8 protein-coding genes are annotated in these 12,295 nt (G+C 51.9%); 4 read left to right on the top strand and 4 right to left on the bottom strand.

The annotated features are described in order from the left end of the window. Positions 1-50 precede the first annotated feature (50 nt). A complete protein-coding gene (locus AC5JO6_RS04135) occupies positions 51-989 on the bottom strand; it encodes an ROK family protein (RefSeq protein ID WP_496079776.1) in 939 nt (312 codons plus the stop codon). Between the two features lie 603 nt (positions 990-1,592). After that, entirely contained in the window at positions 1,593-4,733 is a 3,141-nt protein-coding gene (locus tag AC5JO6_RS04130) for an O-linked N-acetylglucosamine transferase family protein (protein WP_496079775.1), read from the bottom strand. Positions 4,734-5,023: 290 nt separating this feature from the next. Between AC5JO6_RS04130 and uraD the strand changes: the two genes are divergently transcribed. After that, a complete protein-coding gene (gene uraD / locus AC5JO6_RS04125) occupies positions 5,024-5,524 on the top strand; it encodes a 2-oxo-4-hydroxy-4-carboxy-5-ureidoimidazoline decarboxylase (protein WP_496079774.1) in 501 nt (166 codons plus the stop codon). 316 nt (positions 5,525-5,840) lie between these two features. Here uraD and AC5JO6_RS04120 read toward each other — a convergent pair whose 3' ends face one another. Further along, on the bottom strand, positions 5,841-6,383 hold the full coding sequence (locus AC5JO6_RS04120; protein WP_496079773.1) for a Uma2 family endonuclease: 543 nt from the start codon (positions 6,381-6,383) through the stop codon (positions 5,841-5,843). A 185-nt stretch (positions 6,384-6,568) separates the two neighbouring features. On the opposite strand from AC5JO6_RS04120, the gene puuE reads away from it, so the two are divergent. The 3 genes from puuE to AC5JO6_RS04105 all read left to right on the top strand — a co-directional run bounded on the left by puuE (position 6,569) and on the right by AC5JO6_RS04105 (position 9,682). Beyond that, positions 6,569-7,474 carry an allantoinase PuuE gene (gene puuE / locus AC5JO6_RS04115; protein WP_496079772.1) on the top strand — a complete coding sequence of 302 codons (906 nt, stop codon included), beginning with the start codon at positions 6,569-6,571 and terminating at the stop codon, positions 7,472-7,474. 72 nt (positions 7,475-7,546) lie between these two features. Next, positions 7,547-8,161, top strand: a complete 615-nt coding sequence (locus AC5JO6_RS04110; RefSeq protein ID WP_496079771.1) for an SH3 domain-containing protein — start codon at positions 7,547-7,549, stop codon at positions 8,159-8,161. Between the two features lie 375 nt (positions 8,162-8,536). Next, on the top strand, positions 8,537-9,682 hold the full coding sequence (locus AC5JO6_RS04105; protein WP_496079770.1) for a hypothetical protein: 1,146 nt from the start codon (positions 8,537-8,539) through the stop codon (positions 9,680-9,682). Between the two features lie 319 nt (positions 9,683-10,001). Here the strand turns inward: AC5JO6_RS04105 and AC5JO6_RS04100 are convergent, their stop codons facing one another. Beyond that, on the bottom strand, positions 10,002-12,269 hold the full coding sequence (locus tag AC5JO6_RS04100; RefSeq protein ID WP_496079769.1) for a capsular polysaccharide synthesis protein: 2,268 nt from the start codon (positions 12,267-12,269) through the stop codon (positions 10,002-10,004). Positions 12,270-12,295 lie beyond the last annotated feature (26 nt).

The following is a 12,295-nucleotide window of genomic DNA, read 5'->3' as shown; positions in this document are numbered from 1 at the left end:
TCTATCAGCGGTCAGCGGTCAGCAGTCAAGAAAAAGCTGATAGCTACTTTTCAGCTTTCTAACTGTTTTTGCCATGCTAGTTTGGCGGCACCTACAATGCCTGCCTGGTTGCCTAATTCTGCCCGCAGCAGTTGCAGACCAGGGCGAGAGCTAGGCAACACGCGCTGTTCAATTTCTGCTTGCATCGCAGGAAAAAACAGATCAGCACTGGCGCTGACACCGCCACCAATGACGATCGCTTCTGGTGTAAGCACATACATCAGGCTGGCGAGTCCAGCACCCAAATCGCGCCCATACGCTTGCCAGAATGCAAGAGCTTCAGCATCACCCGTTGCAGCAAGAGCGCTGAGCGCATCTGGTTCCAGCCCAGTGCGTCGCCGAATTGCCTGCACCGAAGCGTACTGCTCCAGAGACCCACGATTGCCGCTCTTGCAAGGGGGACCGTCAGGGTTCAGCGTAATCAAGCCTAGTTCGCCAGCAGAGCCGTGATGCCCTGTAAACAGCTTGCCCTCAAGAATGATCGCGCCACCTACGCCAGTGCCCAGCGTCAGCAAAATCAGGTTCCGATACCAGCGTCCCGCACCTAGCCATGCTTCGCCCAAACCCGCGCAGTTGGCATCGTTGGCAAGCACAGTCGGACGATCGGTCTTGGCTTCGAGCCAGTCTGCCAATGGAATGTCGTGCCAGCCTTCGAGATTGATGGCAACACGCGCAATCCGTCCGGTAGCATCCGTAGGACCGGGTGTACCCACGCCGATCGCGCCTGCCTGTTGGTCTGGGTCGATCTGGGCGATTGCCTCTACCATTGCAATCAAAACGGCATCAGGAGCGGCAGGCTGTGGTGTGGGCACAGTGAGCGCCTGCAAGCAGCTACCATCCTGGTTAAAGCGCCCCAATTTGATAGCGCTGCCACCCAGATCAATGCCCAAAACCTGTCCTAGCGTCTGAGGGTGTAGGTTCATTTCAGCAGCAACAGCATCTATACCCATAAGAGTCCACGAAGTTTTGAAGAGCGAAGATGTTCAAGTGGCATTAGCTATCAGCGGTCAGCTATCAGCTTTGGATTAACTGAGAGCTTGCACCGTTTCCAATAACCGCCCTCGAATGCATTTGAGGCTAATCACTCAAACCCATTGAAATGGATTTAGAGATGATCAATGAATCGGTTTAGTCCGTTCTAACGGACTTTCCCCATCAGCCTGCAATTTGTTTCACGGCATTTGTTACAAGTGGTGCAAGATGCTCAGTTAACTGCTGACCGCTGACCGCTGACGGCTCAATGATTGAGAACTGGGGAGCATGTCATCTTTGCGCCCTCACCCTAAATCCCTCTCCCCAGGGAGAGGGACTTTGCATCCTTGCTCCCTTCTCCTGGGGGAGAAGGGTTGGGGATGAGGGCAGAATCTAGCACTTGCGAAAGTGACATGCTCCCTGAGAACTGCCATATAGCAACTAAGTAGGCGCTACCAGCTAGTCAGCAATTCTAAAGGAATTTAGGAAGGTTTTGAATTCGTGGGCAGCTTTTTGATCACTCGCTTGCTTCTGGTCAAGGGTTGTTTGAGGCATTTCACCGTCTTTAAACTGCTTTTGCGCTAATGCCGTGATGGTTGCGGCATGAATTGCCCAATCGCTTGCTGATAAAAGATTTCAAGTGCGTCGATGCAAGCGGTATCGTCATACAGGTCAGCATGGCGATCGCGCATTTGTGCCACTACCTGCTGCCTCCAGGCTGGATCGTGTCCCAAGCGAACGGCGATTTTAACGTACTCTGCCTCGGTTTGGGCGATCGTTTCGGTCATGCCCAGCGCGGTTAAAATGCCGTAAGAGTGACGACCCCGCATCAAGTCACCGGGACAGGTCACGATCGGCAGATCGCAAGCGATCGCTTCCAGAGTTGTATGCCCACCTGACCAGCTAACGCTATCCAAGAAAATGTCCGATCGCTGGTTTAAGTCCCAATAATCTGCCTGCACTTGAGGCGGCAACATGACGCAGTGTTGCTCACTGTCCAAACCAAAGTCAGCGAATGCTTGTTGCAGGCGCTGTTTGAATTGGTCTTGCACATAAACACTGGTGGGACGAGCGATAAACACAAATTGGGCTTGTGGAATTTGTTGGGCGATCGCCGCAAAAAGATAGTCATGCTGCGGCAATAGTTTGCACAACAATTGGCAGGCTAAATACACCACAGCGTCCTCGCGTAGCCCAAAGTCAGCCCGTGTTTTGGTGGGTGCTGTGATGGCTGGCTTGGCATAGGAAATGCCAATTTTGGGCAACCGAATTAAGGTTTCTGAGTAATGATTTTGAGCCGCTTCTGGCTCCATTAATGCGCTCGATAAAAAGTAGTCAACTGTTGGCAACCCAGAGGTGACTGGATGTGCCCAGGTGGTGCATTGAACGGGTGCCAATCGCAGACCTGCTAACTGAGTCATCAGTCCCTGCATACCAAGATCAAAGAAGACGAGAATGTGTAATTTATTTGCAGTAATTTGTTCACAAATCGCCTCTAAGTGTGGAGGCATTTGATAGAAAGCATCACTATACTTACGGTATTCTTGTGTTAGTGAGTCATAGCAATCTCTCATGTTGTAGCTGTAAAGCTCAAATCTGGCAGAGTTATGATGACGCAGCCAGCCAATCATCAATTTGCCAACCGTGTGTTCCCACATGCAGCCAGAAACATAGCCAATGCGAATTTTTTCACCTGCCTGGAGCGGCATTAATGACAATGGCTGGCTCCATTGGGGATAGTTCGCAGCCATAATCTTGCACACAAATTCCCCGTACTGTTTTTGCAGGTTCAGATCGTTATGTCCTTGATACGACAGTAAAAAGTTAGTACTCTGCCCAATGCCTTCCAGCGCGGTTTTGTACTGTTCGATCGTCACTAATTCTGTCTGCTTGACTAACGTATTGAGTGTCTGAGTATAACGCTGTCGATGCCATGAAATTGCTTCAGGCGTTTGATAAATAAGGGGGAGTAACCGCTGATTTTCAAGCTTAAAGCCATAGTGATCGGGAAATAAATGGATGCCGTCCGTTGCTGCTTGAACTGCTTCTTTCAGCCTGCCTACATTATGCAGATCGAGTATTAAAGAAAGATAGAAATTTGGTTCTTGAGGAAAGTGGGTTATTCCCTGACGATCGACCTCGATCGCTGCATCTAGCTGGTCAAGCTTTCGATAACAGGTTGCTAAAGATTGGTAAACGCTAATATCTCTTTCGCTAGTGGCGATCGCCTGATAGTGTTCCAGCGCCGCCTGATAGTTTTGCTGTTGATAAAACCGATCGCCCAAAAAGAGTGCTGCTTGCGTGGGATCGTGTTTTAACGTATGAGCAAACGATACATTTTCCAGTGCCGCCACGTCTTGAGGCTTGTGTTGAAGCGCTGTTTGGTAGGCAGCGATCGCGTCATCAAACTGATGTTGTGCGAGTAGCGCATTGCCTAAATTGATGTAAGACCCAGCATGGTTAGATTTAGTGGCGATCGCCTGCTGGTAGTGCAGCGCTGCCTGGTGTGCATCGCCATGTTCAAGGATCAAGTTCCCCAGGTTGTTGTAGGCATCAGTCAAAGTGCTGTCCAGCGCGATCGCCTGCTGGTAAGCGTGTGCAGCCGCTATAATGTCGCCTATTTTTTCGAGCACTAACCCCAGGCTGTAGTGGTAGTCTGCGATCGCAGGGTTGAGCGCGATCGCCTGAGTGCTTGCCTTCAACGCCTCACCGTAGCGCCCCATCAGGTAATACGTCATCCCCAAGCCGTGCCAGCTCTCTGCTCGCTGGTCATCCTGCTGCAAAATTGCCACAAACATCTGCGCTGCTTCTGCCCACTGTCCCAACTGGCGTAGCCTCGAAGCGTCTGCTTGGAGTGCTTTGAGAGCATCGCTTGGATGCGGTGTAACGGTAACGGAGAGTCGCTGCATTGCCTGAATAAATCCAGGTTTGCTTGCTTTTTGCAACGTTGACCAGTCGTAGTGGTGGTTGGCTTGCACATCCCAGCTTAAAACTTGCAGCCCGTTCCAGAAGGTAGGATAGCCGTTGTCAGGCGTGGGCAAGTCGAGAATGAGCTGGCATTGCGGGTGAGCGGCGATAAAGTCCCAATTTGCTTGCTGAACGGGTGCCCAGTTGCTGTCGTCTACGATGATGAGGGCACGATCGGCAAGAAACGGTTTGACCAGCAGCAAGCCCATGAGCTGCGATCGATAATCGTGAGCACCATCGTAGAGATAGACACCAATGCGATCGCTGGTTTCAAGGGCGCGCAAATCAGCAAAAAATGACTCAAAATCTTGGTCACAGAAGAAAACCTGCTCTTCCAAGCCGAACGCTGCCAGGTTTTGCATCAGTTTCGACTGGTTTTCGTTGGCAACATCGAATTCCGAGAAGTTGTCGATCGCGTATGCCATGCGATCGGGATGGTTGAGCAATGCCCCAGTCAGCGTTGCTCCCTGAAAACACCCAACTTCGCAGTAGACTTCACCTGGTTCCATACAGGCAACCGCAAAGTTTAACAGTTGCAGTACATTCCCAGTAGTCATGCCCTGAATCTGCTGAAGCACCGCCTGAAAGTGTTCTATCCTGGGCTGTACCGATTCGTTCCCCCAATGGTGATACAGGTTCGGTAACTGTTGCATAAACCGTTGATAGTCCATCGGCTCAGTCCTATTTGACGTTGCTAGTGTGCCCGTTTTGCGGCGGTCTGCATCGGCTTCTGGCTCAGGCAAACGCGACAGCATAGCGGTAATGCTTTCCTAGATTCAGGTGCATATCTAGAAAATTAGTTGCTTTCGCTGCGGCTATTGTTGCCATTTTTTAATGCACAAGGCAATATATAGCGGTTCCCATTAGAGTGCGGTACAAGGGCTGAGGTTTTAAGGCAGAAGGCAGAGGGCAGAGGGCAGAAGTTCAAGAGCACGTCGGCTTTCCTTCTGCCTCTTTGCGACTGTATTTCACTGGATTAAGAACCGCTATAGTAAGCCATGTTAACTTGTTGAACTTGCTCAAGGTTGCTCAGCTTTCTTAAACAATGACCTACTCGATCGCGCAGCTCAACCAGATGCATCAGGCTGACTTTGTGGCAGCGCTGGGAGATGTCTTTGAAGCGACCCCTGCGATCGCGCAGGAAGCCTGGGCACAACGTCCCTTTACAGACTTGACCGACTTGCAGCAGGCAATGAGTGATGTCGTCAATGTGATGACTGAGGCGGAACAGTTAGCACTCATTCAAGCGCATCCTGATTTGGGCAGTAAGGCAAAAATGGCAGATGCGTCTGTGCAAGAACAAGCGGGTGTCGGGCTGGATCGTCTGACTCCAGAAGAATACGATCGCTTTCATGCCATGAACCAGGCATACAAAGCGAAATTTGGCTTTCCTTTTATTGTGGCGGTCAAAAACCATACCAAAGCCAGCATCCTGGAAGCGTTCGATCGTCGCCTGCACAACACACCGTCAGCAGAAGTGAAACAAGCGTTAGCCGAGATTGGTCAGATTGCCAACTTTCGCCTCGCTGCGTTGGTTACATCCTGAGAGCTGGTTAAAAATAACGGTACCTGTCTGAATCAGCGATCAGCGATCAGCTATCAGCTATCAGCCGTCAGCCATTAACGGTTGGCTACCGTTAATGGCTGACGGCTGACGGTTACTAATCGACCAAAAGAAAAGACCCAGCAGCCCCCTGCCAGGTCTTAGACCTGATGTACATGAAGTACCTGATCTAGGGTTCAAGATACCGTCTGGGCACGATCGCGCTCTTCCTGTAGTCAGGTGATTTTGAACTCACCCTATTGGGCTAAGTAGGGGCTAAAGACTCTAGCCGTAGAAGCGTTCTGTGTTTGCTCTGAGATCAGTCGAACTCTGGCGACCACAAATCAAGCACTTGAACCTCCCAGCCCGGAAGCAGATCAGGCACGGTCAACGTGTCGCCATCATGCAGTGTTATCGGTGCTTCCGTCGATCGCCGCATCTCTACCCACCGTTGCTCTGGATTGATGAGAATGCCAACGCGCGTACCTGCCTGCAAAAACGCATCAATTTTATCTCTTAGCTTTGTCAGGCTATCGCTAGGCGACTTCACTTCCACCATTAAATCAGGAGCCAGCTCAGCAAAGCTGCGGGGACTTTTACGCAACCGCTCAGCTTGCACAAACGAGACATCAGGCGCACGGGTATCAGAGTTTGGTAGGGTAAACCCGGCGCTAGAACCTGTAATCCGCCCTAAGCGGCGATCGTCCACCCAATTAAACATCTTGGCTGCCATTCTTGTCGCAACCTCGTCGGACTCGTAGCCGGATGGACTCATGACAATAATTTCTCCATCGACTAACTCCAGACGATGGTCAGGGATTTGTTCTTGTAGTTTCTCCAGGTCTTTAACGGTGAGAGCCATAGTGCCTCTGGGAAAACGTGCGTTACTTCAATCTTGCCATTATCTTCACGACAGAAGAAGATAATCTGAATCGAATGTTGCTAAGGCTGGTTGCTGCAAGGCTTACAGCCTTTTAGCGATCGCGGCGATCGCCGTCAAAGCGTATTCACTGCACAGCAGTTGTTCATCTATTCTCAAAGAACTCCATGCCAGAACACTATCCACGCGACATGGTGGGCTACGGTCGCCATACTCCCGACCCAAAATGGCACCAGCAGGCACGGGTTGCGGTGCAGTTTGTCATCAACTACGAAGAAGGCGGCGAAACCTGCATTCTGCATGGTGATGATGCCTCGGAAACCTTTCTGTCGGAGATTGTAGGAGCGGTGCCGCTTCACGGTATTCGCCACATGAATATGGAGTCGTGCTACGAATACGGGAGTCGATCGGGCTTTTGGCGGCTGCACCGGATGTTCACGCAGCGCGGCATTCCCGTCACGGTCTATGGGGTTGCAATGGCGCTGGAGCGAAACCCCGAAGCGGTTGCTGCGATGCTCGAAGCAGATTGGGAAATCGCCAGCCACGGCTATCGCTGGATTGACTACAAGTACTTTGGCGAAGCTGCCGAACGGGAGCATTTACAGAAAGCGATCGCGCTTCACACCCAGGTAACGGGCGATCGTCCCCTCGGTTGGTATACGGGCAGAACCAGCCCTCACACGCGCCGTCTCGTTGTCGAAGACGGTAATTTTCTCTACGATGCCGACAGTTACGGCGATGATTTGCCCTATTGGGTGCACGACTATGGCAAGCCCCATCTCGTTATTCCCTACACGCTGGACAACAATGATATGCGCTTTGCCAGCATCCAGGGCTTCAACTCTGGCGATCAGTTTTTTGCCTACCTGCGCGATGCGTTTGATGTTCTTTATGCTGAAGGCGACGCGGCACCGAAGATGATGAGCGTCGGGCTACACTGTCGGCTGGTAGGTCGTCCGGGTCGCGCTGCCTCGTTAGCCAGGTTTTTGGATTATGTGCAGCAGCACGATCGCGTCTGGCTTTGTCGTCGGATCGACATTGCCCGCCATTGGCATGAGCACCACAAACCCTGAAGAAAGGTGAATTATTTGAGCGCTTTTGAGCTTAGATAGTCTGAGCACTATTTTTTAACGGATCTATTTGTGATGAAGTTTAAGTACGGTTCAGCGTTGATGGCAGCCCTGGTAATCTCGTTTGCGACGGTGCTACCAGCGTTAGCAGCCACAGGAACGATTCAGGGATCTGGTCGTGTGAATATACGAGCAACGCCTTCCACAAGTGCTCCTGTGCGGCACTATGGGTTAGGCGGCGATCGGGTCACTATTCTCAACCAAACCAATGCACCAGACGGCTACCGCTGGTACTTTGTCGAGTTTCCCAATTCTGGTGCGCGTGGCTGGATTCGGGGCGACTTACTGCGCGTGGGTGGCACCCCTGGTGGCACGTCTACCCAGCGAGTCTCGTTTGCACCGGGCACCTCCGCCTCAACGGTCGGGGGCAGGGTGCAAGGCGCGCAGTCCCGTGACTATCTGCTGAATGCTAGAGCTGGTCAAACGCTCAGCATCAGCACGGTCGGCACCAGCTCCTTTTTACAGTTGCAGGTGTTTGCCCCTAACGGCAGCAACCTCTACACAGGCGGCAGAAACTGGTCGAGCGTCTTGCGCCAAAGTGGAGACTATCGGGTGCGTGCGCGGTTGGTGCCTGAGGAGCAGAAGCCGGGTGCGGCGGCAGAATATAGCCTTACGATCGGTGTGCGTTAGTAGTAGGGAGGGCGCTATAGCCCCTCTAAGGAATTTTTCCTTGAAAGACTGACTGTAGGATGGGTTAGCGACAGCGTAACCCATGCTGCTTAAGGGATTGATGCGTTGCAGCTTCGCCTAACACAGCCTACGTCTCTGTGCTTCATTTGAGTAAACACCTCTACAGGTGCCCAGTCAGGTACACAAGTAGAAGATACAGTTCTGTAAAGTGTTCATAAAGTTTCTGTAAAAAGGAAAACTCGTAACCCACTGATAACCTGGTCGTAACCCATCTGTTATTAACGATCCAGTAGTGTAAATTCTTGGCTGGAATGGCGCAGGCAGGGACAACTTGTCTAGAAGGCGTTTACAGCTACCAAGAATACTTGAGGATTTATGATGACAAGGCTTGGCTACTTGGGGTTTCAACGCGTCACCACTGCGCGGTTGCTACGTAAAGTATGTTTACTGGCGCTGACTGTACCTTTCCTGACCAGTGCTGCGATCGGCTTAGCGACTGCCAGCGAACGAGAGAACGAAAAAGAGAATAGCAACCGTTCCTACGCGATCGGACTTTGGGGCGATCTACCTTACTCAGACACGCAGGCACAAACCGGGGTACCGAACCTCATCGCCGACATGAACGCGCAAAGCCTGTCCTTCACAGTTCACAATGGCGACTTGAAGGCGGGCAACGCCACCGCTGGCTCGGTCACACCGACGACCTGTAGCGACGACCTCTACACGCAATCACTCGGCTACTTTAACGCTCTGAAGGCACCTGCAATCTTTACACCGGGCGATAACGATTGGACAGACTGCGATCGTCCCGCAAACGGTGGCTTTAACTCACTCGAACGCCTTAACTACGAGCGGCAGATCTTTTTCAGCACGCCCTACTCGCTCGGCAAGCGCCGCCTCAAACAAGAAGTCCAGGCGGCTCCATATGTTGAAAACCGCCGCTGGACGATCGGCAGAGTCACCTATGCGACCCTCAATGTCCAGGGTTCGTGCAACAACCTGTGTGATATTGCACCTGACCAAGAGGAGTACGCAGCGCGAAACGCAGCCAATATTGCCTGGTTGCAAGAGACTTTTAAGGTCGCCAAGGCGCGCAACTCGGTAGCGGTGATGTTGATCGCTCAAGCCAATCCAGGGTGGGATAATAGCGACCCTACTAGAGCACCGACGCGTGATCCGAGAACGCTCGTGGAAAATGGTAAGGATGCGAACGGTGTCCCCTTTCCTGATGGCTTCAAGGACTATTTAGTTGCCTTGCGCGAAGAAGTCATCGCGTTCCGCAAGCCAGTTGCCTACGTGCATGGCGATTCGCACTACTACCGCCTTGATAAGCCCTTGCAGGATGCTCAAGGCAGACGGCTTGAGAACTTCACTCGCGTTGAGACCTTTGGCAACAGTGCGGCAAATGGTAACAATGACGTGCAGTGGCTTAAGGTGACGGTCAACCCTCGTAGCCGAGAGGTGTTTTCCTATCAGCCGCAAATCGTTCCTAGCAATCGAGTCGCGGTTCCGGCTCCGTAACACCAAATCCAAAAATAGGTGCTACAGATCAATCGAGTCGCCCTCACCGTAAATCCCTCTCCCCAAGGGCGAGGGGCTTTGAATTTAGCCCTTCTCCCTGGGAAGAAGGGTTGGGATGAGGGCAAAGAATCTGTAACGTTTGTCATTTGATTTGGTATAACATCACACTCTAATCAGCGATGTTTGGCAATGGCTCCTCCTGTGTCTCTTGAGGCGCGGGAGGAGTGTTTCAAGGCGATCGCTAATAAGCGTGGGGGACAACAAGAACCCCAATGGTACGTTTGGGCATGTGTTTTGGGTCTTCGAGTAAAGGCTTCGATTAATGCCGTCTGAAGTGCATGATGATTTGCTGGAAGTCATCAGCATTGTTGCACGGAACCTCATGAACAAAAGCCAGTCCACGAAGTGCAAAGAGGTAGACTATCTCTTGCCGTGTGTACTCATTGACCCATCCACGCGAACGGCGGATCGGCAGAACGGAGGACTTAGTAGCATCGCTTAACACGCAACAATATGAGATCAGCAGGTTACGCGTACCCTGAGCCAGTTTGTCGGCAACAGCGTGGGTGTGATGTAAATATTCAAAGACACCAAGCAGCACAATAAAGTCAAACACCTGATCGGGAAGCGGATCATTGTCGAGGTCAAGTCGGATCGTACCAGGAGCGATCGGCTCAAGATCCGCTCCCAGGTAACCGCAGGATTGTGCAACCAGATCCCGAAACTGCCCGCCCCCGACACCAATTTCAAAGAGGCTTACACCTGGCGGAATGAATGTAGCTGCCAGAGCGGCTCGGCTACCCCAGGCTGACTTGTAGCTTTGCGGGTTCCCCCAGCGTTCCCTGTCTGGCACCCCAGCAGCCGCCAAATTCATCAGGCGCTTTGGCTGAGCGAGATAGCTAGAGAGACTCTGTTGATCTGGAAGGGGCAATATATGTGACGGAGCGATCGGAGCGATCGGTTCGGGGTTGGGCAACCGCCACGTCTTCGCCTTTGCTAAAAGCACGTCGAGGAGACGCAGTTTGATATTAACGACATCGACCAGTGCTCCGTGCCAATCAACATCGGCAGCTTGGTCAAACGTGAAGACGCGGAGCAGGCGCTCAAGAGACGAAAAACGCTCCCTATCAGAGGCGTGCATCTGGTCGCTATTCAATGGATAAAATACGACCACCGGAATGCCCATAGCGATCGCTGGTAGGGCACAGTGCAATAGCGTAGTGACAATCAACCGCGCCCGATCGCGGTAGGTGCTGAGGAGCGATGTCGCCAGATTCATGTTGTGGCTGAAATCATGGCAACCGGAGTAATGGTTGATAAAGGTGTACGGTCCGACTTCAGTTGGTATGCACTGGCGGATACGCTCATCACGAGAGACGACAAACACCTCGGTTTGGTCTTGCGGCTTAGCCAAGCGTCTTGGCAACGACAGCGTTAAGCAGTGAGACACGAACGATCGCACACCGTGCTTTGCTAACAGTGCCTGTGTATACACATCTCGGCAGCCGATCGGTGCATAGTTTTTGTAGTGTTCGATTGCTGCTGCTCCTACCAGCGATGGTGACTGGAACAAACGGATGTGAAAGCCGAGGTAAAGCGGGTCTAGCGCTGCGTGAGGGGGCCATGCAGCCGGGTTGGTCTTGAACCAGCCATTCAAAATAATCGGAATCTTGCCAACAGCATTGTCCAGATCAGCCCGTGAAGCGATCTCGTTGTCTCGGTCAATGAACACCGACGGTGTTTGACCAAGCCGTTTTAGCAGTGCGTGAGATGCCAGGATTTGCATATGGTCGCCCAAATTTTCGGTAGCGACAGAGATTGATCCGAACGTTGGCACCTCAGCGAGATCCTCTTGATCAGAGGTTGTGTGTGAAGCGACAGGCTGATGTCGATCCAATACCTTGTGTAGTAAGCAGTCAGGGCGATATTGAGTGTCATCTAAGCGATACGTTAACTTGAAAAGTGGTGTTGACCAATCGATCTCGTGTTCAACCTCGTGTGCCGATCGATACAACCGTCCGTTTGCTTGCAGAGCGTGCGGACCCTGTGCGCTAAGGCGCGGTACTTTCTCCCACGCTGCCTTGAAAGCAGCATCACAGGTAACAAGTTCAGAAAATAGATGGTGAAACCAGAAATAGTCGGTTGAAGTGTCGATTGAGTCCCAGTATTGTGCCGTTGCCGCAGCCCAAGTCTGAATTAGCGGGTTGAAAGGATCGCCAACCAAGAACCAGCTTGAGAGCAGCCGATCGGGTGCTGGCTTTTCAAAGGCGAAGAATCCTGTCGCGGCGGCTTCGCTAACCCAATCGTCGAGGGGGATATTGCACAACGTGGTCGCATCAACCCACACACCACCATACTCGTGCAGAAGCAGTATGCGAATAATATCTGACAGAGAAGCATGGGTTACCTGCTGCTGCTGAAGGTCAACGATTTCATTGATGTCAATGTAATGCCTCAGCGTTTTGGCATTTAAGATACGCAAATCCCACCCTGGGTTGAGATCGCTCCAGCTACCGAGGCATCGTTGTACAACATTGGGAGCCTTTTCGATGCCTTGCAGCCAGCAAGCCCAAATAATTTTTCTCAATCTAACCTCACTGCGGCAACCCTAAA

The organism is Tildeniella sp. (assembly GCF_059505325.1).
Note: the sequence above shows the minus strand (reverse complement) of the source record. Positions and strands in the feature narration are given on the sequence as shown.

Bases quoted from the DNA above. Each gene is read 5' to 3' on its own strand.
- AC5JO6_RS04130 (WP_496079775.1), bottom strand. From the start codon at position 4,733: ATGCTGTCGCGTTTGCCTGAGCCAGAAGCCGATGCAGACCGCCGCAAA.
- AC5JO6_RS04135 (WP_496079776.1), bottom strand. From the start codon at position 989: ATGGGTATAGATGCTGTTGCTGCTGAAATGAACCTACACCCTCAGACG.
- puuE (WP_496079772.1), top strand. From the start codon at position 6,569: ATGCCAGAACACTATCCACGCGACATGGTGGGCTACGGTCGCCATACT.
- AC5JO6_RS04105 (WP_496079770.1), top strand. From the start codon at position 8,537: ATGATGACAAGGCTTGGCTACTTGGGGTTTCAACGCGTCACCACTGCG.
- AC5JO6_RS04110 (WP_496079771.1), top strand. From the start codon at position 7,547: ATGAAGTTTAAGTACGGTTCAGCGTTGATGGCAGCCCTGGTAATCTCG.
- AC5JO6_RS04120 (WP_496079773.1), bottom strand. From the start codon at position 6,383: ATGGCTCTCACCGTTAAAGACCTGGAGAAACTACAAGAACAAATCCCT.
- uraD (WP_496079774.1), top strand. From the start codon at position 5,024: ATGACCTACTCGATCGCGCAGCTCAACCAGATGCATCAGGCTGACTTT.